The organism is Jiella mangrovi (assembly GCF_017815135.1).
Taxonomy (GTDB): Bacteria; Pseudomonadota; Alphaproteobacteria; order Rhizobiales; family Rhizobiaceae; genus Jiella; species Jiella mangrovi.
Genome location: NZ_JAGJCF010000020.1, coordinates 61,355 through 84,550 on the forward strand (window position 1 = coordinate 61,355; position 23,196 = coordinate 84,550).

The 23,196-nt window shown below is 57.5% G+C and carries 22 protein-coding genes and 1 pseudogene; 5 read left to right on the forward strand and 18 right to left on the reverse strand.

The window, feature by feature from the left end:
* The first annotated feature begins 157 nt into the window (after positions 1-157).
* Positions 158-4,081, forward strand: a complete 3,924-nt coding sequence (gene traA / locus J6595_RS19690) for a Ti-type conjugative transfer relaxase TraA (protein ID WP_209596930.1) — start codon at positions 158-160, stop codon at positions 4,079-4,081.
* A gap of 166 nt (positions 4,082-4,247) precedes the next feature.
* On the opposite strand, the gene J6595_RS22995 is transcribed toward traA, so the two are convergent.
* The 13 genes from J6595_RS22995 to J6595_RS19750 form a co-directional block, all read right to left on the reverse strand.
* The gene (locus J6595_RS22995; RefSeq protein ID WP_209596932.1) at positions 4,248-4,547 is read right to left on the reverse strand and encodes a type II toxin-antitoxin system RelE/ParE family toxin; all 300 of its coding nucleotides are present in this window, start codon (positions 4,545-4,547) and stop codon (positions 4,248-4,250) included.
* Between the two features lie 8 nt (positions 4,548-4,555).
* Positions 4,556-4,822 (reverse strand): antitoxin, encoded by a 267-nt coding sequence (locus tag J6595_RS19700; RefSeq protein WP_209596933.1) that lies wholly within the window; start codon positions 4,820-4,822, stop codon positions 4,556-4,558.
* Positions 4,823-5,350: 528 nt separating this feature from the next.
* Complete coding sequence (locus J6595_RS19705) at positions 5,351-6,388, reverse strand: hypothetical protein (protein WP_209596936.1); 1,038 nt, start codon at positions 6,386-6,388, stop codon at positions 5,351-5,353.
* Position 6,389: 1 nt separating this feature from the next.
* Positions 6,390-6,608 (reverse strand): KTSC domain-containing protein, encoded by a 219-nt coding sequence (locus J6595_RS22665; RefSeq protein WP_245198881.1) that lies wholly within the window; start codon positions 6,606-6,608, stop codon positions 6,390-6,392.
* Positions 6,609-6,613: 5 nt separating this feature from the next.
* Complete coding sequence (locus tag J6595_RS19710) at positions 6,614-8,518, reverse strand: ATP-binding protein (protein ID WP_245198883.1); 1,905 nt, start codon at positions 8,516-8,518, stop codon at positions 6,614-6,616.
* The gene (locus J6595_RS19715) at positions 8,505-9,707 is read right to left on the reverse strand and encodes an SIR2 family NAD-dependent protein deacylase (RefSeq protein WP_209596938.1); all 1,203 of its coding nucleotides are present in this window, start codon (positions 9,705-9,707) and stop codon (positions 8,505-8,507) included. Before J6595_RS19715 ends, J6595_RS19710 begins: the two co-directional genes overlap by 14 nt.
* A gap of 321 nt (positions 9,708-10,028) precedes the next feature.
* Complete coding sequence (locus J6595_RS19720; RefSeq protein WP_209596940.1) at positions 10,029-10,427, reverse strand: helix-turn-helix domain-containing protein; 399 nt, start codon at positions 10,425-10,427, stop codon at positions 10,029-10,031.
* Between the two features lie 240 nt (positions 10,428-10,667).
* Complete coding sequence (locus J6595_RS19725) at positions 10,668-10,979, reverse strand: hypothetical protein (protein WP_209596942.1); 312 nt, start codon at positions 10,977-10,979, stop codon at positions 10,668-10,670.
* 244 nt (positions 10,980-11,223) lie between these two features.
* Positions 11,224-11,400 carry a YegP family protein gene (locus J6595_RS19730; protein ID WP_209596944.1) on the reverse strand — a complete coding sequence of 59 codons (177 nt, stop codon included), beginning with the start codon at positions 11,398-11,400 and terminating at the stop codon, positions 11,224-11,226.
* A 98-nt stretch (positions 11,401-11,498) separates the two neighbouring features.
* On the reverse strand, positions 11,499-12,593 hold the full coding sequence (locus J6595_RS19735) for a DUF3618 domain-containing protein (protein ID WP_209596946.1): 1,095 nt from the start codon (positions 12,591-12,593) through the stop codon (positions 11,499-11,501).
* Positions 12,590-12,997 (reverse strand): phage holin family protein, encoded by a 408-nt coding sequence (locus tag J6595_RS19740; protein WP_209596949.1) that lies wholly within the window; start codon positions 12,995-12,997, stop codon positions 12,590-12,592. The genes J6595_RS19735 and J6595_RS19740 overlap by 4 nt, the downstream gene beginning before the upstream one ends.
* Complete coding sequence (locus J6595_RS19745) at positions 12,987-13,808, reverse strand: F0F1 ATP synthase subunit B family protein (protein WP_209596951.1); 822 nt, start codon at positions 13,806-13,808, stop codon at positions 12,987-12,989. Before J6595_RS19745 ends, J6595_RS19740 begins: the two co-directional genes overlap by 11 nt.
* A gap of 127 nt (positions 13,809-13,935) precedes the next feature.
* Complete coding sequence (locus J6595_RS19750; RefSeq protein ID WP_209596973.1) at positions 13,936-15,039, reverse strand: YihY/virulence factor BrkB family protein; 1,104 nt, start codon at positions 15,037-15,039, stop codon at positions 13,936-13,938.
* Positions 15,040-15,155: 116 nt separating this feature from the next.
* On the opposite strand from J6595_RS19750, the gene J6595_RS23000 reads away from it, so the two are divergent.
* Complete coding sequence (locus J6595_RS23000) at positions 15,156-15,611, forward strand: hypothetical protein (RefSeq protein ID WP_425342186.1); 456 nt, start codon at positions 15,156-15,158, stop codon at positions 15,609-15,611.
* Here the strand turns inward: J6595_RS23000 and J6595_RS19760 are convergent.
* The 4 genes from J6595_RS19760 to J6595_RS19775 all read right to left on the reverse strand — a co-directional run bounded on the left by J6595_RS19760 (position 15,581) and on the right by J6595_RS19775 (position 19,359).
* Positions 15,581-16,150, reverse strand: a complete 570-nt coding sequence (locus J6595_RS19760) for a recombinase family protein (protein ID WP_209596952.1) — start codon at positions 16,148-16,150, stop codon at positions 15,581-15,583. The two genes, J6595_RS23000 and J6595_RS19760, sit on opposite strands and share 31 nt — an antisense overlap.
* 415 nt (positions 16,151-16,565) lie before the next feature.
* Positions 16,566-17,513, reverse strand: coding sequence for a DUF7192 family protein (locus J6595_RS19765; RefSeq protein WP_209596954.1), 948 nt, complete (start codon positions 17,511-17,513; stop codon positions 16,566-16,568).
* Positions 17,459-18,601 (reverse strand): AAA family ATPase, encoded by a 1,143-nt coding sequence (locus J6595_RS19770; protein WP_209596956.1) that lies wholly within the window; start codon positions 18,599-18,601, stop codon positions 17,459-17,461. Before J6595_RS19770 ends, J6595_RS19765 begins: the two co-directional genes overlap by 55 nt.
* Positions 18,602-18,798: 197 nt before the next feature.
* Positions 18,799-19,359, reverse strand: coding sequence for a LexA family protein (locus tag J6595_RS19775; protein WP_245198884.1), 561 nt, complete (start codon positions 19,357-19,359; stop codon positions 18,799-18,801).
* A gap of 482 nt (positions 19,360-19,841) precedes the next feature.
* Here J6595_RS19775 and J6595_RS19780 point away from each other — a divergent pair, with 482 nt between their 5' ends.
* Together J6595_RS19780 and J6595_RS19785 are read left to right on the forward strand one after the other, a co-directional pair.
* Complete coding sequence (locus J6595_RS19780; RefSeq protein ID WP_209596958.1) at positions 19,842-20,186, forward strand: DUF2958 domain-containing protein; 345 nt, start codon at positions 19,842-19,844, stop codon at positions 20,184-20,186.
* Between the two features lie 186 nt (positions 20,187-20,372).
* Positions 20,373-21,287, forward strand: a pseudogene (locus tag J6595_RS19785) (agmatinase).
* 102 nt (positions 21,288-21,389) lie between these two features.
* Here J6595_RS19785 and J6595_RS19790 read toward each other — a convergent pair.
* Positions 21,390-21,950: a cysteine hydrolase family protein gene (locus J6595_RS19790; protein ID WP_209596960.1), complete on the reverse strand. Its 561-nt coding sequence runs from the start codon at positions 21,948-21,950 to the stop codon at positions 21,390-21,392.
* A gap of 85 nt (positions 21,951-22,035) precedes the next feature.
* On the opposite strand from J6595_RS19790, the gene J6595_RS19795 reads away from it, so the two are divergent.
* The gene (locus J6595_RS19795) at positions 22,036-22,998 is read left to right on the forward strand and encodes a GlxA family transcriptional regulator (RefSeq protein ID WP_209596962.1); all 963 of its coding nucleotides are present in this window, start codon (positions 22,036-22,038) and stop codon (positions 22,996-22,998) included.
* Positions 22,999-23,196 lie beyond the last annotated feature (198 nt).

Here is a 23,196-nt window from a genome sequence, read left to right on the forward strand (position 1 = left end):
CGTCGATCGATGCCTGCGCGCAACATTATACGGCTAGACCGCAGCAGCGTCCATTTTTGACAATGGCGCAATTACAGGATTTCTGCTAAATCCTCCGTCACTGGACGGAAGAACGGCCGTTGAACGGCCTTTGGAGTCTCACTCGCGGACGCTCGATTTGGCGATTTTTCATTTCAGACAATCGCTTATTCAGCGCAGTGCCGGTCAGTCTCCGGTTCATTCCGCAGCCTATCGGCATTCAGCGTCGATGGACGTCGCTCTTGGTGATCGCAGGGCAGACTATTCGCGGAAGAAGGATACGGTTCATTCCGAATTATCGTTGCCAGCCGATGCCCCAGCGTGGATCCGAACTCGACTTGATATCGACTTGGACAGCCCCGATCCGCGTGTTGACGGACCCGCAGCGGTCAAAGCTTCCGAGATGCTGTGGAATACGGTCGACGTATCGGATCGGCGTCTGAACGCGCGCCTCGCTCGAGAGATGACGCTCGCTCTCCCGAGCGAACTCAGCAACCAGCAAAATGTCGAGCTGATCCGCGACTTCATCGCGGAGCACGTAACCGCAAAAGGCTACGTTGCCGATTGGGCGTTTCACCATCCCGACCGCGCCATGCACAATCCGCATGTGCACATGATGACGACGGTCGCGCCGCTGACTGAAGACGGGTTCGGACGGAAGTCCATCCCCGTTTTGGATGAGAATGGTGATCCCCTACGGACCGCTAAGGGTAAGCTCGTCACGCGGCAGTGGGCGGCCCAAAAGGACGAGCTGTATGCTTGGCGTGAAGGGTGGGCGGAGCAGGTCAATCTCGCTCTCGCGCGTAACGGCCACGAGGTGCGGGTCGATCATCGATCGCATGAGGATCGCGGCATAACAGACCTCGAGCCGACGCTTCATCATGGCCCTTCCAATGATATCGAAAAGCGCGGGATCGAAGCCGAACTTGTGCTCCAGGACGAGGACCGTCGTAGGGCCACCTTCGAGAATCTGGTGGCCGATCCTTCGATCGTCGTCAGGGAGCTGACGCGCAATCAGGCGACCTTCGACGATCGCGATATCGCGCGTTTCATCCATCGCTATGCCGGGCCTGGCGACGACTTCGAGACGCTGCGTCTCAGGGTCGGTGCGCTCGAAAATCTCGTCGTCGTTCAAAGCGAAATCCACGATCCCGAGACAGACCGTGTGGTGCAACGCGCGCGGTACACGACCGTCGAAATGTTCGAGCGCGAAGCCGCGATGATCGCGTCGACGCGCTCGCGTGCGGACGACGCCAGTTTTACCGTTGATGCATCCGATCGCGGTCACGCATTGGACCGTGTCGAGTGCGTGCAAGGGTTCGCTTACACAGCCGAGCAGCGAGCCGCGATTGATCGCCTGACGGGTCCTGAAGGTCTCTCCGTGATGGTCGGTTATGCCGGTGCCGGCAAGTCGACCGTAATGAACACCGTTCGCGAAATTTACGAAACGGATGGACGTCAGGTCGTAGGCGCTGCGCTCGCCGGAAAGGCTGCGGAAGGCTTGCAGCAATCGGCGGGAATAGCCTCACGCACGATCGGCTCCTGGGAACTGTCCTGGGCGAATGGCTATCATCATCTGAACAAGGGCGACGTCTTCGTTCTGGACGAGGCTGGCATGGTCGCGTCGGACCAAATGCAGCGTCTCGTCGGTCAGCTCGACGAGTGGGGAGCGAAGCTCGTCATCATCGGTGACAGCCGTCAGCTGCAACCGATCGGAGCCGGCGCGGCGTTCCGCGCAATTGCCGAAACGGTCGGCTACGTTGAACTCACGGAAGTTCGACGCCAGCAGATCGAATGGCAGGCGGAGGCTGCGATTTCATTCGGCCGCGGGGACGCCGGTCGTGCCCTCGAAGCCTATGTCGAGAACGGTCATGTTCACCATCATGACGATGGCGCGTCGGCCCGTTCGGCGGTGATCGATGGGTGGCACAGCGACTGGCAGGCGACCGCCGATACGGTCATGCTTGCTCACACGAACAAGGACGTCTTCGCGCTCAATCAGATGGCCCGCGAGGCGATCAAACAGGATGGCGGTCTCACCGAGGATCATTCCTTCATCACCAAACGCGGTCCTCGCGGGTTTGCCGTCGGTGACCGTGTCGTCTTCCTCGAAAACGATAGCACGCTCGGGATCAAGAACGGCACGGTCGGCACCGTTACGGAGGCCGAGAAGGGACAGCTTGTCGTCGATGTCGAGCATCTGCCGCAGCCGGTTTCCTTCCGCCAGGAGGAATACAATTCGATCGATCACGGCTACGCGCTGACCGTCCACAAGACGCAAGGAGCGACGCTCGATCGGATCCATGTTCTCGCCATCGGCATGATGGATGCCCAGCTCACCTATGTCGCGATGACGCGACACCGTGAGGCTGTGACGATGCACGTTGCGGACGACAGTTTCCGCCCGCCTTGGTCTGAGACCGTACCGAACCATGACGAGATCCACGCACGGCTCATCCGCGATGGTCTGAAAGACACGACGCTGAACTACGAAGCGTCGCGAGACTACGCTTGGACGCGCGATGAGATCGCCGTCACCAAGCATCAGACCATGCTCGAGCGATTGTCCGCCTGGTGTGAAACGCGCGGGCTCCCCGATCCGCGTGACGTTCGAGAAGCGGTCGACCGGTTTGCCCAGAGTATGCGCGAGCTCGTCGGTATCGGAGCGCCGTCGAAGGACGATATCGTCGTTCCCGATCGTCTGGCCGAAGCGCGCGCACCGCTCGTTCCTGCACTCCCCGAGCGCTTCGCCGGCGTCATCGAGCGGTTGGATCATGTGCAAGCTCATTCGGCTGCCATGGGGCATGAGGGCAATGCGCGCCGTGATGCGTTTCACGCGGCTGACAACGCGCTTCATCGCACGCCCATGTCCCAGAGGCTTCTGAATTGGAGCCAGGACGTCGAGGCGATCGTCGTACCGTCGAGCGTCGTTGCGATCGGCCGGGACTTCGACCATCAGAAAGCCGACAAGCTTCTTGCGGACCTTCATCCGCAAACCCGGTCCTCCCTCGAGGCGAACTGGAAGGCGGTCCATGCCGTCTCTCGCGCTGCCTACGATGTCGGTCTCCTCGAGACCGCTCACGCGATCCAGTCGAGCCACCGCGCAGAGCGCGAGGCGGAGCGTGTCGAGAAGGACTACCGTCGCACTCTAGACCCGATGGTGACGGCTGAAGCTGCGGAACCATCGCCTCCAAGACAGACAGAGTCACCAGCTCCTACGGGGCGTAGCGAAGTACCGCAGAAAGCGCACAACACCACGGTCGAGCGCGTCGCGCCCCAGGCTGCCAAGCGCGATCTTCCCGACCTTTTGCCTGCTATTCGTCAATGGCCGAATACGATTGAAGAAGCAGCTCGCAGGTCTGTCCTCTCCAGCCATCGGTTCGTTGGGGAACATCATGAGCTGTTAACGTTGGCTCGCAGCGTCTGGCGCGACGGCGAAGGTATCGGGCAACGGCTCTGGGACGCCGCGATCAGTGGAGAAGCTCAGACGACCGGTCGCCTCGTTCGGGACAATCCCGAAGCCTTTGGCGCTCTTCTCGGGAGCCGAACCATCTTTATGAAGCCGAATGCAGAGCGTCAGTCGGCGCTCGGCAAACTCAGCCTTGTCGCCTCGCACGTCGAGTTTCTGGGGACGACTTTGGTTCAAGACCTCAGAGCCGCGGAACGTCGCGAAACAGTGTGGCGCGAAGCGCAACAGGTGGCTCTTCCGGGTCTTTCGGATCGTGCCGGAAAGCTCGCAGTCGCGATCTACAAGACATGGGATCTGCCGTATCCTGATCGTGCCAGCGAAGTGAGGCTGCATCTGCAAAAAAATCCTGACGCATGGAACGAGCTCAAGATCTGGAGTGGCGAGGCGGAAAAGCGGTTCCCTGTCGAAGGTCGCGCCGTCTCGTTGCCGGGTATCGCTGCCGATAAAGCTCAGACAATTGACGCTTTGCGCTCCATCGCCCGTTATAGCGTGACCGCAGGAGAAATTCAGATCGACGCGCAGCAGCGAGAGCGCCAACGGGCGATCGAACGCAGCCGTGGCATTGAGCGCGATGACCTCGGGTGGAGCCGTTAAATGATGCGCCAGACTAAAAGGCTTTGAGGTGATGCAAATGTTCCGCAAGCGCCAGTTCGACGGTTGGCTCGATGCTGGCGCATACGGTCGTTCACCAACTGAACTTAATAACGGCGATCTCTCTCAAGACGCCAACAAGATCGGGCATGATGGCAGAAGGCGCCTGTCAAAGCCGGTCTTTGAGCCGCTGCATGAAGTCCATTCGTTCATGCAGGATGGCAATGATGACCGGCCGGTCCTCGTCCAGGAAGACGAGATAATGATGTTCGCAGCGGTGGAGACGAACGCCCTCCGGAAGACCGCAGAGGGTTTTCGATCGCGCCCGCTTGTCGCCGACGGCTTCGCAGCATGCCTCAATTCGATCGAAATAGGTTTCGGCCTGGTCGAGGCCCCATGTTTCGAAGGTATAGCGCCAGATGCCGCGCAAATCCGCTTCGGCGGCAAGCGTAAGATCATAGGACGGCATGGTGTTCGTTAGCGTCCGGCCTCTGCACGCGCTTCACGTCGAATGTCGGTCATCGACTTCGTGGACAGCTCGCCCCGGCGCACCTGCTCGATCCGGGGCTTGAGGAAATTCGCCAGAGCGGCGATCGCCTCGTCATCGCTCATGGCGTCGATCCCCGGAGTTTCACCCAAGGCGCGCTTCAGCACGTAATCCTTCAGGCTCTCACCGCTGAGGGCGGCAATGGCCTTCAGTTTGCGATGCTCTTCAGGGGTGATGTCGATCGAGAGTCTGGGCATGGGACAAAGATAGCCGCCCCAAACCCACAAGACAACATTTGTGCATCAAGCGCACGGTTTTGCGCCTTGGCCGATATTGATACGACCGTTCTCACAATGAACCGATATTTTGACTGGGAAAGCGAAGGACGGTTTTTGCCCAACCGCTTAACCGTTTCCGTGGTCGGTATGGTTCTCCTGCAGGGATATCTAGAATGGGCCGAAAGGAGACCGTCCGCTTGCAGGCAAACAAGGCTGATAGCTGCTGTTCCTCATACACAGACTGAACCGTAGCGATCCGCGAGGCTCTCCCTTGGCGGTCCTTTTTGCGTATGCTTCAAGAGGACCGGGCGGTCGCGGGCAAAAAATCGGGACGCAGCAGCCTTGTTCGTCTAAGCACTCCAAACTGATCGTGCGCGATGCTGAAACCTGCCGTTCGTGAACTAAGCTTCGAACGGTAGACAGAACGACTGCAATTTGGACTTTACCTGCTCTAGTGAGAGCGATCCCCTTGATCGGGACGTTGCAATTAAAAGTGTACCGCCCGCATCATGAGCAAAGATCTGCTATTTCTCGCTCCACCAGACTGAAACGTTCCTTGACTTCTTCTCCAGCGTAGAAGGCAAGCATATCCTCCTTAGTGAGTGTCCCATCGGCTAGGAACTTGATGAGATATCGCTGATTGAACTCGGCGAGTAGAATGCCTTTCTCCACCTGCGCGAGGATTTGCCTCATGTTGTCGATATTAGCCACAATGAGATGCTTCACCAGCGCCATATCGCGAGCGTCCTTAATCAACCGGTTCACGATGATCTTGAGGACGTCAGTGTCAAGCTCCATGGTTTTCGCGTTGAGCGCGATATCGCGCGCCAGCATGTAAGCGATGGCGAGGTTGCGATAATCACCTTTTTGGGAATCGATGATCGCGATTAGCCCGATCCCGGGCACGAACTTTAGATCCTGAACAGCAGTAAGGATGCTGTTGTCGACGAGTGAGGCGTCAAAGACAATAATCCCGGCTTGACCGTCGCGATTGGCCTGCGCTTCCAGCAGTTGACTCCAGGCGGTATCCGCCTTTTTGGTAAAGACGTCCTTGGTCTGGATGTCCCCTAGGCGGATACTCTTGTCGAATTTGCACTCGATCGCGATCCGCTTGCCGCTATCGCCCGCCAGATGGCAGACAATGTCGCCTGTCTTGTTGCGGCGGATCGTACCGGCGCGATCGCCAGTCAGTTCAATCCTGTCGTTGATCTTTTGGCGATCGAAAAACTCCGACAGGAAGTCGGCGATATCGGCCTCGGCAAGCACGCCCTTCACCGCCGACCGGTAAAATAGCTCCTTCTTCATGTCGAAGATGAGCTTTAGGCTTTCAAGCTCGGTGCCGAGCTCGTTCGCGGTTCGCGAGAGGAAGCTTGAAAGTCGGTCCTCCATAAGCGCGAGGACGCCGATATAGAGGGCTTTATGGAGCTGCTCGTCGCGATCCGCGGCGGCGAGCTTGTTAAAGAACCCAAACAGGATTTTGTTGTCGACCTCGAAGGCACCGAAATGAACACGACTATTTTTTTGATCGAGGCTGACAAGTGGCATCTCAGACCCGGCTGTAACGATAGTGACCCTTGATGGACGCCGCCAGGAACTCCCCCTTCGATCCGGCTTGATCTAGGGCCTGGGCGATCTGCGGCGGCACCTCATAATATTGATAGCGACTGCCGTTGAGAAACTCGACCTCGAGCAGCAGTTGATCCTCATCATAGCGGATTGCCGCTATGTTCGATGAGGTAAAGGGAGCGAATTCGTGCCAGGGCATGTGTGTCATTCCTTCTTTTGTGGAGTAAGAACTGGGTTCTGTTGAAGCCAGGTCTCGACAAAATAGCGATAATCCGCAGGGACATGGGCCTTCAGATTCCAGCCGCCCGGCGTCATCGATTCTTCGGGTGCGACCTCATCACAGATGAGTGGATCCTGGCTGTCGGGACGACGATCGCGGGGCGGCGCCTGGATCATGGTACGCATCGGCAACCGAACCGCTTCACCTAAGATGATCGCTTCACCCGTGCGCAGCACAGGTAACATGCTTGTCAGACCATCAAGATTGTCCGAGAGCGCGCTGGTCACGTGCGAGCGATCGGTGGAATTGCTCAACCGCATCGCGAAGAAGGTCCCGCATTGCGACAGGATTGTTGGGTTGATCTCAGCCGGGCGTTGGCTGACGATCATCGCGCCAATCCCATATTTGCGACCTTCCTTGACGATACGCTGCGTCGCAATCGAGGCCGCGCTGCTTCCGTCGTCGCCAAGATAGCTGTGCGCTTCCTCCATCACGACGAGCAGCGGACGCTCGCGTCCGCCCTCCGACAGGTTCCGGGCCCAAAAGAGGCCATCGTAGAGAACGCGCAGAATGTTGCCGATGATATCGTTCGTCACAGTCGAAGGGATGCCCGACAAGTCGAGGATAGTGATTGGCTTATCGCTGCCGAGCCATTGTTCGACCAGGTCAGCGAGCGTTTTGGTCGTCTTGCCGTCTAGGCTTGGATGCCAGTCCCCCGCCTTCAGCAAGAAGTCGTAACGGGCGACGCGGAGCCGAGCACCCAACGCCTCGAGCGGTCCCCGGATGTTGAGAACGTCCGGAAGCCAGTTGATCTTCTCCGGGTCGTTCGCGACGCTTTTGACTTTACGAAAACGTGGCGGAATGCCCGCTTGGGCATCACCCACGATTTTCGCGTTGGAGGCGTCAAGTTCATAGGCCCAGTTAGCTTGATCCGCTGGGCTCGCGCCACCAGCACTGAGATAGGTACCGAATTCCCGGCAATAGAGGCTGTGCCATAGCTTGTTGAGCGAGAAGGGAACCGGGCTGTCGGCTGTAATGCTGGCAGGGTCCACGCCATCGATGGGCTGGACTGCGAGGCTCGCGATCTTGGCCGCGAGTATCTCCTCAAGGATGATATTGCGAGCCTTGCCATCAGGTGGAAGGCTCCCAAACGTCACCCGCAACAACTCGTCGAAACTCAGCGCCCAAAAGGGAATGCACAGCCGGTGTTCGTTGGCATAGCGGACGTCGGGGCTGATCTTGAAGATGTTCGCCCGATCGCCGAGCGCCTTGCCGTATTCGCCGTGGAGATCAAGCACGACGATCCGCGCCGACGGAAAACGGCCTTCGTCTGACAAGACATTCAAAAGTCCCGCGACCGTCGTCGACTTGCCTGACCCAGTTGTCCCCACCACGGCGCTGTGACGGGATACCAGCTTGTTGACGTCGACCAGCGCATCAATCGACTCGCTACCCGCGACATGACCGACGCGGACAAGGTGGTTCTGCATGTCCGACTGGCCATAGATGGCCTGAAGATCGGCCTCGGAGACGAGATGGACCTCGTCCTCGAAAGTTGGATACTGCGAGATACCGCGCTGAAACCGGCCCGTTCGATAGCCTTCGCCAACTAGCTGGATCGTCATCCAGCGTAGACCGTTGGGCATCAAGAGGGCCGCCTTCTCGGGGACCGCACTTGCCCCCACCTGCGAAACAATGCCGTAGAGATCGACATAACCGACCGGGATTTTGACGAAACTACCGATCTGGCCGATCTTGTGTCCCTGGCCCTGAACAAAGCTCAGGCCCGAGAAGCGGTCCGACGTCAAAGTGACACTGACCGATGTGCCGCTGACGTCCTGGACCGTGCCGATGACGGTCGCCCGGTCGGCAACGTCAGGCCGGATCATCGCTTATCCTTTCACCCGAAAGACCACGCAACAGGGTGCCGAGCGCGGCGAAGTCCCCGAGCCGCAGGGTAACCTTGTCGCCATCCTTCACGAGGATGCTGGACGGCAGCGCGAGATCATCGGTCCCTTCGCTCGACCACTCACCGAGCGTACGGCCGACGATCGCCTTGTCGAACCCGAGAAGGCTCAGGTTAGGCATCGCCAGGGCGCACTGGCGAGCGAGTTTGTAGTTCTTCCACTCAAGCTCACCAAACACGCAAGCGAAGACATGCGCGGTCGGATTGGCCTCGAGACTGCGGCAGATAACATCGTTAATATGCTCGTCTGCGAACGAATAGCCGCAGATGAAGAGCAGCGACGAGGGCGCGAGCAAGAAGGCCTTCAGGCGATCGAGCATCGCGAGATACGGCATTTTGCGGCTCTGATCATACTTCAGATGCGACGGGTAGATAAGATAGCTCTGTTTGTCGGTCTTCTCGTCACTGCGCACGACATCGGTCTTGCCTTCGAGACGCCAGTTAAGCGAGCCGTGAATTTTCCAAAGCCGCGTCCAGCGCGGCGGCAGCAAGCCCTCATCCTCGACCGCGCCAAGGTCGAAGAAGGCCTTTCGCGCGCCGACGAAGCCATCGAAATAGGGCGCTGAGCTTTCCTCGAGCGCCTGCTCCATCAACAGGTCGTAGTTGGTCGTGAAGAGATGGACCGGCCGCTCGCGACGGATCGAACGACTCCAGATCGCAAGGTTATGATAGGGACTGTCCTTCAGCGGAAGCTCGCGACGGACCTCTTTAGAGATTACGTCGCAGACCTTCGTGTCGAGGGCGATGAGCTCGGCGGCCGTCAGTCCACGTACGTCTCCGTTGCCGGCGACGCTTGCGAACATGCGGATGCGGCTTAGCAGGAGCTCAATATTACCACCATCGCCGCCGTCATCGGTCACGATCGCAACGATCTTGTCCCATGTCGACGGTTTGGCGGCGTCGTTGCTGGACAGCTGCTGCGCGATCACCTTCGTCAACCCCGCCACATCCCAGATCAACGGATCCGTTACGGTCTTTCCGCCTTCCTCCCGCTCATTGACGCGGATCGACAGCGGGCACCCCGCACCTAGGAAGAAGCCTATCGGTTTGCGGTTCTGCGACAGGGCTTGTTGAATGAAGCTGATCTGACGAGCCGGATCATGTTTATGCATCTCATCCCCTCGCCGGCATTCTCGCTTTGACCGGAATAACCTGCCCCTTATATTTTGCAAGTACAAATCTAGTAAGCTGAGACGGATCTATTTCTGGTTCTCCAGACGGCGCCCAGATTGGTTCGTCATCCATGGGTTTTGATCCCGATTGCGCAAAGGGAGAGTGTCGACGACTTGCGGACAGCCGCCGAAACGAGTGGCTGGCTTGATGTCCGCTTTTCGGAGCTCGAAAGTGCATTACGGATGACCGGCATGGGCGGCGCAGAGCTGTCGTTATGTGAGCTTCCGATGAAAGCATCCTTATATATATGATAATGTCCTTTATTCCCCAGTCGCTTGAGCCGACGCGTCTTTGACGATCGCCTCGACCAGCCGCACGACGCCGCGTCGCACATCGCGATCAGAGATCGTAGCGAAAGCGCTGTTGAGCTCGAGCCCTTCAGGAGACTGGACGAAGGACGCCAGCCCGCCGGCGTCAATTTTTAACGCGGCCGCATCGTCGAAGAATGCGCTGGGGGGCAGGTCGAAGACGTCCGCCACCTTCTGCAGCCGGCTGACGCTGATCTGGTTCGTGCCTTTTTCGTGTTTCTGCACCTGCTGAAAGGTCACGCCGAGCGCGCGCGCCAGAGCGGTCTGGCTCATGCCTTGCGCAAGCCGGTGCATACGAATACGGCCGCCGACCGCAGCGTCGATTGTGTTGCCAGTTTTTGTCTTCGCCATAACCCCGCTCCCAGCTGAACGGGATGCTAGCCGGGTGGCCGTCTTGATTGCAACTCAGAAGGGCCGGCTATGGCCTGTGAAGAATAGCATGCTGCTTTTCGGCGCTCGCTGCCCCTTGGCAGGGTCGTGTCTGCCCGCCGGCATCTGTCCGTTCATGCCTTGACCTGCACCAGGCCGGGCAGAACTGCCGAACTGAAGCCGGCGTGCGCTTTCTCCCGTGCCCGTCAGGGCAAAGAGCAATCAACGGGAGACCCCACCATGACTCTCAACACCAACGCCCAATGCCCAACGCGCGACCGTACTCGAGAACGGCCGCCGCGCCGCCGTCGGCCAGGACATCAACCCCTTGCCCGAAGCTGACCTCTTCAGCGGGGTTATAAAAAACCAGATGACACGCCGAAGGAACCGGCTAAGCTTCGCTAGCCCTTTGTATTTCAGCCATAGCGTGGGGAAACTATGCTGCGAGTGATCGAAGCCCAGGCGAAAGCTCTCGTCGAGAAGATGGAGCATCTCGAAGACCGAGAGTTGGTGCATGAGGCGCACGAACTCCATGCAACGATCGTTTCCGCGATCCGCGTTCCGCAAAGCGGGGTGGACTACCCCGCATGGGAGCAACTACGGAGAATTCGATGCAAAAGGCAGTAGTCTGAAACATTGCTAGATTTTGTTTCAGACTACGAACGGTGGACTGCCAGATTTCAGATTGAATGAGGCGCGTTAGATTTGCAGAGCGAATAATCGTTGCGTTGTACGCGAGTTTTCCACCAGACCAAGCATATGCGCGGGCGTCAACAACTTATTCTAACATTTCAATTGGGGCATCAGGGACATGCTTTTTAATTGAATCTACCGCTCGTTGTGCGCCGGATTTTGAGCTATAGCCCTCTGTCGAAAATATTACTTCACTGTTATATTTGAAGCGAACACGAAATTCGCCAGACTTGTCTTTATATATCTCGAATTTATGGGCCATAAGTTCCGTCCTTTCGAAAGATCTCAGGTCTCTTTACCTGAGTTCTACAATTATGTATGCCCGTTCGATACAGGCAAATTTTGGCTTATCGCAATGACTCAAGACAAGCCTTCCTCTTTCGCTTCACTCTTAACGGCATCCTTGCCGGTCTTGACCACGTCGGAAACCCGCTCGGCAATGGTTTCGTCGTGCTGCGAAGCCTTCGGCTTAAGCCCTTTGCCCTCGGCTTCATCGCTTGCCGCCTCGTAGGCTCTGGAAGCCACAGCCTCAGCTTTCTGCAGCGTGTTTCGGCCTCGTTCATACGCCTCGTCGCGTAGATGGTCTCGCGTCTCGCCCATCCACTCGTCTTCGGTTCGTGTCGCAGGCAGCATCGCGCCAACAGCTGCGCCGATCGCGAGTGCAACTGCTCCGAACACGAGCGGTTCGTCATGAACGAGATCCGCTAGATTGCGCTGCGCTCGAGATCCGGCACGGTAGGCGCTCCGACCTGTCCGCCTCGCGCTGTCCATTGCCGACGACGTTGCATGGGACATGGTGTCAGTAGCATCATGCAAACCTTGGCGAGCTGCATTACTAGCTGACCGGGCCGCGCCTGACACGGTTTCGCCAGCGCTCTTGGCGCTCTCCGAAACGCTGGACGCTGCGCTCGTACCGGCAGTCCCAATTGAACTTGCAGCCTCGGATATTTTTCCGCCGATGCCGGAGCCGGACGAACCAGTCACGCTCGTTGATTGCGCTGATGAGTCAGTAGGAGGGTATGGTTCGCTCGAAGGGCTCGCATAAGAAGAAGCTGATGCGGCCGAAGGTGTGGGATACCGACCAGATGTTATTGGTCGCTCATCGCTGAAATCGCGGTCATGTGGTGGGAAGGCTTCATCGAAGCGATCATATTCTCGATCTTCACGCCAACGGCTGTAGCGATCGGACATTTCGCGGCCTCTACTGCGCGCTCCATCTCCAAGGAAAAGCCAAGCAAGGCCAGCTCCCACCAATCCCAATGCTAGCGGGTTGTCGCGAACCTGACGGCCAAGGTTCTTGACGGTATCCGCGCCCTGGCCTTCCTTCAGATAGCCTGAAAACTCGTCGACGATCTGTCCGACGGATAGGCGATCGCGGATCGCGTCAAAGGTCGAATCGAGGCTTGCGCGGTGGCTTTCGGCTTCCCGTTCCAGCCGATCGGTATCGGTGCTCATCGTGTCTGCTCCTTCGCGAGCTTGGCATCCTTGCTCAGCTGGTTGGCGGTACGGTTCGGCATCAGCTTACCGGGCTCAAGATCCTTTTTGCCTTTCATGAGAAGGACGACGCCAATCACCGCGATGACGACTCCGACGATTAAGGATGCCCATCCAGGTCCGATGTCAGGCTCGCCAATCTTTGAGACCGCAGTCACAAGGGCGGCCGTAAGGGTAATCAGTGCCACCAGCAGGCAAATCGCCCCGGCAACAAGCGATCCGCCTGCGACTTCAATCTGGGTGACCTTTTCGGAAAGCTCCGCGCGGATCAGCCGCGTTTCGGTTTGGACAAGTTCGCTCGTTTCCCGCAGAGCGTGAACCACGAGGTCCGGAAGCGATCTCGGTTCTTTGGGATCAGCGCTCATTGTTTTCGCCCTTGAGAGGATTGCTAGTCGAAGAAATGGGCTTTGCGGTGGGTGGGGGTGTCGCGGCTTTCGCAGCTGCGAGAGTGTCTTTCGGGCGTCCGTCCGTCTGACCCAGATCATCGCTGCCGTGGCGTGATGTGCCTGTGACCGGATCGCGAGCCGCCGGGTACGCTCCTTCGGCCGGTCGAAGCTGCTCTCGGTAGGTCGAACGGTAATCACTTGGCATTGCCGCTGACCGTGAGGGGGAGGTGTAACCGCGCGACGAAGATTGGTGGGCCATGTCGCTTCGTTCGGTACCCCCGGGATCACTGGCGTAATCGCGTTCGTTGTGCTCGCTCGAGGCACGGGCAAACCGGCCGAGCGCGAGGCCGGCCAGCGCGGCTCCCACCAGGAAGGTCGTGGGACGCTCGCGTGCGAACCGCGCAACTGACTGGGTCAGTTCGCCGATATCCTTGCCATGAATGGTCCGAGATGCCTGCTCCAGACCGCCCGCGACCTCGCGAACGACTTGAGAAGCCATCGATTGATCGCGCGAGCCGAGTTCGTCGGATGCCTTGCGGACTGCCGCGGCAAAGTCTTCGAGACCTCCTACGACGGTTTCCTTGCCCTTTTCGCCTTGCTCATAGGCTGTCTCTCTTGCGCGTTCCGAAAGGTCTGATGCCGTATCACGGAAGGAGTCAGTGGCCTTGCGCGCTTCCGTTTTCGCAGATTCGAATTCTTCAGTTCCTCGCGCCTTCGCTTGTTCGAGATCATCCTGAGCTTGGCCCGTTCCCTCAGAGCCGGAGGAGGTAGACGATGGTTCGGATATCATCGGTTAAACCCTTTAGTTGAGCCCGAGAAGGGACAATATTGCCAAAACGACGACGATCAGGCCGATGAGATAGATGATGCTGTTCATAAACGTGTCTCTTCGATTCCATTGACCAACGACAGAAGGGCTACGACGTTTTCGATCTTCGCTGCATAGCTGCCAAAAGCAGCGTTGCCGGGATGGCAAGCGCCAACGTGCCGGCAGATACGCGCTTTGGTCGCCGCGAAGCCGGCTCCTGCCATTTTCTGTCTTGAGTGGATTGCTCCCGGTCCGAACCGCGTCGTCCGTCACCTGCAACATGGTCGGCCATGTAAGCCCCGCGTTGCCCCAATGGACGCTCGGGCCCTGTTGTCGTGTCCCGGGCGGTCTGATGTTCCATTTCGGAATTGAGTTCCCCCCCGATGATGAGGATTGTCGAGGAAATCCAGATCCAGGTCATGAAGCCGATTAAGGCACCAAGCGAACCGTATGTTTTGTTGTAGGAGCCAAAGTTCGCGACGTACCAGGAGAACAGCACGGACACGATCATGACGAGCATCATGGTCAGGATGACGCCGGGCGTGATCCACTTCCATTGGGCGTTTGCCCGGCACGGTCCCCAGCGATAAAGCGAGGCGACAGCCAAGGAGACGACCACCGCCATTCCCACGTAACTTGCGATGCGTACGAGCCATTCGGTCGATTGGCCGAGCCCGACGAACTCAAGGACGATCGGCAGCAGAACCACGACCACAATGAAGAGGATTGCGCTCACCACAGCCGCGAGAGTGAAGGCGAGCGAGATGAGGGTCAGTTTGACGAACCCGCGCTCTTCATGTTCGTCATAAGCGACGTTCATCGCTTCAAAGAGCGCCTTCATTCCGGCATTGGCGCTCCATAAAGCGAGGGCAAGAGAAATGACGAATGTCACACCAAGCGTCGCATTATCTTGCTGGCTCAGGCGGGTAAGTTGCTCGCCGATTATGTCCATCCCGCCCCCGGGAACAAAACTGGACAACATCGAGATCTGTTGTTGGATCGTCGAGGGATCAGCAAATAGGCCGTAGACGGATACAAGAGCGGATAAAGCCGGAACCATGGCCAGAAGAAGATAGTAGGTTACACCCGCGGCGATAAGCATGACGCGGTCATCGCTGATCTCTTGGTAGATGCGCCATAAAACGTCTTTCCACCCCGCAGGTGGAATTTCGCCTGGCGATGCAGCATCAAGACCTCGAGCAGAATCCGCCATCACGCTCACAAACTTGCCCGGTGCCAATGTTCCGGATTAACGAAAACTTGATCTCAAACCCGACTGTAGACCTCCCGGTTCCCAATGGATTTCAGCAGAATTGAGAAAATTCAGTCGTGGCCACCAAGTCACGTGCAGCCAAACAGTATTCGATAATCAACTATAAATGTTATCTGATGATGCGTGCGATATTGAAGCGTAAATGTCCTCTGTCGAACTGCGAGACAGCAGCATTATTCAGATCGAATGAAATTGCCATGCAGCAGCCTACGTCGTCAGGCATATCCGCGGCGCTCCTTCGATCGCTGAAGTCGGGTAAATTCCCCCACGGCCGCGTCGGCCGTTTCAAAGAATTGCCGCATCACTCGGCCGCCACGGCCGATCCGGCCATATTCGCGCACGAGGCAATAGCCGCCGAACAGGGTGGGCTCGATCGCCAGGACTTAGAAGCGGGACATGCGCTGCTTAGGATCAACTCGGCAGAGGTAGAGCCGGGGCGGCAGGGAGGCGACCAGTCTGTCCAGGAAGTTGAGCTGCGCCGTCATGGCTGCAGCCTCGCAATGGTTTGGTGACTGACGTTGAACGAGCGTGCGATCGACGTATGGGCTTCGCCGTTAGCCCGGCGTTCGAGGGCTTCGGCCTTTTGTGCCGCAGTCAGCTTTGGCCTTCTTCCCATCTTCACGCCCCGCGCCTTTGCCCGGGCGCGGCCCTCGGCCGTGCGGGTTTTGATTAGATCCCGCTCAACATCGGCCAAGCCACCAAGCACCGCCAGCATGAGACGGCCGGTGCTGTCGTCGGTATCGGCCCAGGGCTGAGCGAGCGACCTAAAGCGTGCGCCGGCATCGACGATGCGCTTGACGATGGCGAACATATCGAAGGTCGAGCGGGCCAGGCGGTCGATGCGGGTGACCACCAGCTCGTCGCCTGGGACGAGGATGGCAAGTAGCTTCATCAGCTCCTGGCGGTCGGCCTTGGCGCCGGAGACCTTCTCGCGGAAGACGGTCGTGCATCCAGCGGCATGCAGCTCCTCGAGCTGGGCCTCGAGCGTCTGACCAACCGTCGAGACCCGGGCATAGCCGAAAAAGCGAACAGGGGCGGTACTTTTGTCCATGATTTATGGACAGTGTAACCCATTGAGCGGGCTATGCAACTGAAACTGTCCATAATTCGTGATTTTTTTATCATGTCAGCTTTGACTTTCTGATGACGCCATAAGCCCATCGCGAAAGGCGCACCGGTACATTTAACGTCATTGCAAGCAGGTACTCTGCCGCTGACCGTGTGCGATCATCAATCAATGAGAATGCGTATATGCGATCCATATACTGCGATGTTTCGTCTTACTTTCAACGATCATCGCGGCACTCGAGCGATAACCGTCTACCCCAGGGATTACATTGACGGACTCCCCTCCGGATTCGGCTTAACTCCTCGTATTCGCCGATCGTTTCTTACGAACGGCGAGATATCTGCATGCCGAATAATTGGGCCTTCGGGTCGTTTACCTTAGGAATGTAAAGGCCGCTTCATCTTGAGAGCGGCCTTTTCTCACTGGCTTTCCATTGCGCTTTTTCTTGATTCAGAATTTCTTTCATTGCATCTTCGACGCTTTGGCATTCACTATTTATCACAATTATAATTTCGTTCTCCGCGCATTCTTTCTTGATTTCCTCAATTCTTATTTCCGGTGACCCATACTTATTTTGATACCACATTTCGATATTCATTCGTTCTTTAATCGCGAATTGTATTCGCCTTTGTGCTGCAGGGTGCATAAGCCAAAATGCAAGCCGATTTATTTTTATCGGTTCATCGATTGATTTCAAAGGGAAAACAATGAGTACTTTCGGTCCCAGCAGCCCACTATCTACCTGACTTTGGAATACATAGTATGGATTTGACATAGAGATCCAGTTGAGCGCAACACGGTAACCATTTTCCTCAAGGAATTGTATTCTTGAAATAAGTGCGGCGCCAAAATTCGATATAATCTGCATGTTATCATCGGCACTTACTAATATACTTACGCTGTAATTTACTACAACTTTTCCTTTAGGGGCGGAATTAACATCGCTGAGCATACAAAGCGGTTCCCCGCTTAAAAAGCGCCCTACATCTGGAAGGAAGCCGGCGACGTCGTAGCCTTGGGACTTTGGTGTATCGATCTGGCTCATTGGCCGCTTTTGGAGCGTTTTGGTTATCAGTTGTGCGCCTTCCGGCCACCCGTTAATTGCCAATTCAAGTGCTTGTTGCCAACTGTCAGTAAGTGTATCTATAGACCGCTCCACCGAAACCATGCGACTCATTAATTCCGAATTATTCCATACCACTTCGCCGTTGTTCGCCATATCGATAAAGTCGTCGACGTGGCGGAATATTTTCCGAATCGTTGGCAGATTTTTCTCATTTCCTCTTAAATTTATAGTCTTTTCTTCTTTATCATCTCCACGCGCTTCGGATCGAGACCGCGCCATACTACCATCTCCTCTACAAGCTCTGGCCTTTCAGCAAAATGGGGAATACGCAATAATCTCGCACCTTCGATTGATGCTCGCATCGATATGACATGATCAATCTGAAGCTCGTTTGTTGATTTACGCCAACGTATTATTTTTTCGACCCAATTGTTGTTTCCTGCATAGCGACGCTCTAGATCTTCATCGTACGGAATATCAATTACGACCCATCTATCAAGAGTGGCTGCATCAAGTTTGTTGCGAATGTAAGAATAGCTACCACCGGTTCCGTACGTATTAGCGGATGCCAGGCACTTAAAATTCTCATGGGCTCGTATAGGTTTATGGGAAATTATTTCGTCATGCGCCTGCCTCTGGTCTTTCGCGATATTAGTCGGAAAATCACACATCTTGTTAGCAATAGCGGCATTTAAGGCTATTAGCGCTTGCGGTGCAGATGCATCGATTTCATCAAAAAGATAAACACCGCCAAAACAAAATGCCTGGAAGAACGGAGTGGGATTATATGTGCCTCTCGCGTCACGAAACCCTAATAACTTATATTCGCTATTTACTGCGCCATTCATATAAAATTCTAACTGCAGTGCATCAGCAACGTGTGAGGCGATCATCGTTTTCCCAGAACCAGCTGGACCGACCATCATTACATTATGCCCATTGGCACAAGCATAGTATACGTCCAAGAAGCTCTTGTGAGGAATTTCAGGCGGCTTATTCCTAGGAACACTGGATACAGGAAATACAGATTTTCTCCTCAGAGACTCCTCGATCACGCCCTCAACAAAATCGTCGATATTAGCTTCAATGTATTTCTGAGCATCAATACCTGTTGAATATAAGCGCACCGCATGAACTATTTCTTTCTTTGCTTCTTCGCTATTAAGAATCGTTTTAAAGGCAGATACTAATTCGTTTTTGACGTAATCCTTTTTAAACTCAGATCTGACAAGGAATTTAGTGGAAGACTCGACTTGTTCGTTAACATGCTGAGCGACTTGATAATACAGCTTTTGGCGATGTTCCGGCTCTTTGAAAACGAGTGGGATTTGAGACAATACAAAGTTGCGTAGGTCATCTTCTGTCATACGGACTCAGCCATAGCTCTTAAAAACAACATTGATCGTGTGGAGACTGCTAGACAGGATCAACCTCGTTATAGATATCCCTTAGGGCGTAATAGAGTCCATCGCTGTAGCGCGACTAGCAGCGGCGGCTGAAACACCCGGTCGCATGACGCATAAAAATTGTTGCAGTCGACCAAGGCAAACAGCGGTGCCACGGGCTACAGCATCCGGATCGAGCGGGAAACCACGCCCCAGATTTCCAGCTCCTGCCCCTCCCCGATGTCGAGGCTTGGGAAGGCCGGGTTTTCCGCCTGGAGCGACACGCCATTGGCGCGAACCTGATAGCGCTTGATGGTGAACTCCCCGTCGAGGCAGGCGAGCACGATACAGCCGTTGACCGGCGCGCGCGAGCGGTCGACCACCGCAATGTCGCCCGGGAAGATTCCGGCACCGGTCATGCTCTCTCCCGCCACGCGCACGGCGAACGTCGCCGGCGGATTGGTGACGATCAGCTCGTTGAAGTCGAGCGGCCCGTCCATGTAGTCGTCAGCGGGTGAGGGAAAGCCGCAGGAGGCCGTGGTGCTCATCAGCGGCACGGTCTGGGCCGTCCGGGCCTCCACGTCCAGAAACGCGTTCACGTCCCCTGCCCTGAAGCCGCGTTCGTTCATCCGCCGCGCGATGTCCGCCAATGGCACCGGCAGCCGCACGACGCGGGTGGCAGGGCCTGGCTTGCGGCCAGCATTGGAGCGGCGACCGCTGCGGGAATTGATCGGGTTCATGATCGAGCCGCTTCTTTTGATTTCTGTTACAGAAATTACACGAAAGCGGTTCGTGTTCCAGTTTGCAGTTCCGGTCGTGCCCACAAAAGCAGCGGGCATGATGCCGCAGGCTCGAGGCAGCTGCCTCCTCGTTCCTGTCCAACCCTCCAAAATCGCATCGACAGGCACGTCGGGCCTTTGACCATCTGGTTCGTCGCACGCGTCGTCCGAGGGCAGTTTGATCGTCCGGAAAGGATCGTGGTTCCTGCGGCTGGTGCGGCCTCGTTTTGTCCGATCACGCCGCGCGTCGGCGATTGAGTTTAGCGGTGGTGTCCGTTGGACGTCCCCGCCCCTTCCGTCATCAAGCGCGTGATGCGCGCCGGCAGCCGTCTATCCATGCCCTGCCCGCTCCGATCCGTGTTGAACAGGACATCCGGCTTCAAGCCGCCGCGCCTCTCTCCCGCGCCCTTCGGGGCGAAGACAAACCAACGGGAGAACCCCTCATGAAACTCATCACCAATGCCCAGCGCGAGCGGATGCTCAAAAACGGCCGCCTCACCGCGCAGGGAGAAACCATCGATCCCCATCCGGTCGTCAAGCTGTTCACCCCGAACGGTGCCGCGACTTGGCTCCTGACCGAGCTGGATCCCAGCCAGCCCGACGTTGCCTTCGGCCTCTGCGATCTTGGCGTGGGTTGTCCGGAACTCGGTTACGTCAGCCTTGCCGAGTTGGCGAGCGTTCGCGGCCGCTTAGGATTGGCCGTCGAGCGCGATCTGCATTTCCAAGCCGACAAGCCGCTTTCGGCTTACACCGCAGCCGCGCTCAAAGCCGAAGCGATCGTCACATGAACCCGGCCGCGTAAGCGGCCTTTTGCTGCATGAGAGCCGCCGCAGATTTTGCAACAGAATACTATGAAAGTGTTTCAGAAACGAGCGTTCGAACGACCGGGGTGGGTGGTAAGCTTCCTGTCGGCTTTTTGGATTGAACTGGGCTAAGCTGCCGTTCCTCCGAGCAAGTTCAGCGAGCCCAAACCCGTGACGGCGCCTTCCCAGACATTCTTGAACCTTCCCACCCGCCTCCAGCCGAAGGATAAGTTGCGAGCCGCGATATTCGGAGTCGGCCACGGCACGACGTACCCTGGACGAGATAGCGGCGGACACGCGTTGGCGGCGGATGCCATTCGTGCTGCCAGCCAAGAAGATGCGTCGCTCATCGACCGCTGGGATTTCGACCTTGATGGCCCCCTATTCAACGGTGGTCCGGTTTCCTGCGTCGACGCAGGAGATGTCGAGACCGTGATGGATGACGGCGTGGGCAACCGCGCCCGGATTGAGCGGAAGACCCGCGAGGTTCTTGGCCAAGGGGCAGTCCCGGTCATGATCGGCGGAGACGATTCCGTGCCGATCCCCTTCTTGGCCGCCTTCGCGGGCCAGGGAGCGATCTGGGTTCTCTAGATCGATGCTCATATCGACTGGCGCGACGAGGTGGATGGCGAAAGGTTCGGCTATTCTAGTCCCATGCGCCGGGCGAGCGAGATGGCCCACGTCGCTGGCATCGTTCAGGTCGGTATTCGTAGCGTCGGAAGCGCGGGCCTCGCAGAGATCAATGCGGCTAATGCCTACGGAAGCCGGATCGTCACGGCGCGCGAGGTTCACACCCGAGGTGTTGAGACCGCACTAAACCATCTACCCGAAGGAGCGCAGGTCGTGGTTACATTGGACTGCGATGGGCTCGATCCCAGCGTCATGCCTGGCGTGGCAGCGCGAACGCCGGGCGGGCTCAGCTACACCCAGACGATCGATCTCGTTGCGGGCGCGGCCCGACGAGGCCGAATCGTCGGGATGGACCTGGTCGAATTTCTGCCCACTACAGACTTAAACGGTGTCTCGGCTCTCACCGCCTCGCGCATCCTCGTCAACGCGATTGGTACCATTGTCCGTCAACGCTGAGCGACCTGATTGGGCGGGAAGCTGTCTTTCCTTCTTGAGGGCCGCCAACCACGAAAGCGGACCAGTGCCGCTGCACGGCAACACTTCAGGCCGTCGCCGGGCTTAGAGCGCTTTGCTCGTCAGGATTTCGTGGGTGTTGACAACCGTGGCGAACTCCTCGGACAGGTCGCTGAGGGCGGCGGCGTGCACCTCGGCCGCCGGTCGCATCGTCCCGTCCAACCCCATGCGATCGAAGGTGGCAGTCGCATCCTCGACGACGAAGGTTGTAAACCCGAGATTGCCGGCCATGCGAACCGTCGTGGAGACGCAGTGGTTCGTCGTCATTCCGACGACAACCAGCTTTTCGGCACCGCCGGTTCGTAGATCCTGTTCCAGGCTCGTTCCAATGAAGGCGCTGTTGACGTCCTTGCGGTAAACCGGCTCGGCGGCAAGAGGAAGGGATTCGGGTTTCGGCTGATGCCCTGACGTTCCCATTCGAAAATGTCCTTCAGGCAAACGTGACGCATGAAGGACATGACGGATCGGACGCCCCTCCCGTCGCCAAAACGCGAGCAACCGGGCAATGTTCGCTTCCGCCTGCGGGTTGTTGCGTTGCCCCCAGGCAGGATCGGTGAAGCCGTTCTGAACATCGATGACCAGCAGGGTTGCGCTTTGAAGAGCCATCGCTTGCGCCTTTCGGACCGGAGTGAGCCGCATCTGCCCTCAATATGGCTCTGGCGCAAACGACGATGATCCCTCAAAAAGCGTCATGCCTCATACAATCGCCTTCTATGTCCATCAGGGTCACCAGCTCCTCGATCTGGCTGGGCCGCTTGACGCGTTTCACGCTGCGAACACAGCGGCCAGCCGCCCGCTTTACGCAACAAGCGTTCTGTCGATATCAGGCGGTGAGGTGTGCGGTGGGACCGGCCTGCCGATTGGCACGCATCCCGCCACCGAGGCAAGCGTCGACACGTTGATCGTCGTGGGCGGTCGATTCGAACGGTTGCGGGATGCGGACGAGGTGGCGATGGTACGGCGTCTTGCATCCGCGGCGACACGCATCGCCAGCGTTTGTACAGGCGCATTCCTCTTGGGCGAGGCGGGGGTGCTCAACGGTCGTCGCGCTACGACACACTGGTCGCGTACAAACGAGCTGCAACGAAGTTTCCCGTCTGCGAGTGTCGAACCAGATCGCATCTTTGTGGCGGACGGACCTGTCTGGACATCCGCCGGCATCACGGCTGGCATCGATCTGGCACTGGCCCTAATCGAAGCGGACCATGGCACAGACCTGGCGCGGACCGTTTCGCGCGAACTTGTCGTCTACCATCGCCGTCCAGGCGGCCAGTCGCAGTTCTCCGCCTTGTCTCTCCTAGAACCCGACGCCGACCGGATGCGTATGGCCCTTGCCTTTGCACGCGAGCATTTGGCTGAACCGCTCCCGCTCGATCGTCTGGCTGAGGCTGCTCGACTGAGCCCTCGTCAGTTCGGACGCGCCTTCCGCCATGCGACCGGAGAAACGCCTGCCAAGGCCGTGGAACGTCTTCGCGTCGAGGCGGCGCGGCTGCGTTTGGAGGAGGGGATGGAGTCCATCGAGCTGATCGCTCGCAGCGTCGGGTTCGGCGATCCCGAGCGGATGCGCCGGGCTTTCGTGAAGCGCATTGGTCTTTCGCCTCAGGCGGTGCGTCAGACAGTCCGTCCGCTTTCCGGCGGTCGCGCTGTGGGCTGAAACGTCCACATTGGGTTGGAAGCGGATGGACTGCTTAAGGCGGCGGCTTTCCCGCCGCCGATCGGCTCGAATGGGTGGAAAGCAGCCATTCGCGAGTCCGCCGACAAATGGCAGCTATGCGGACAAAGTTGCCTTTCGCTCACTGACTTCAAAAGTCGGGTTTGACTTGAGAAGCGGACACATTTAGCTTGAGAACGA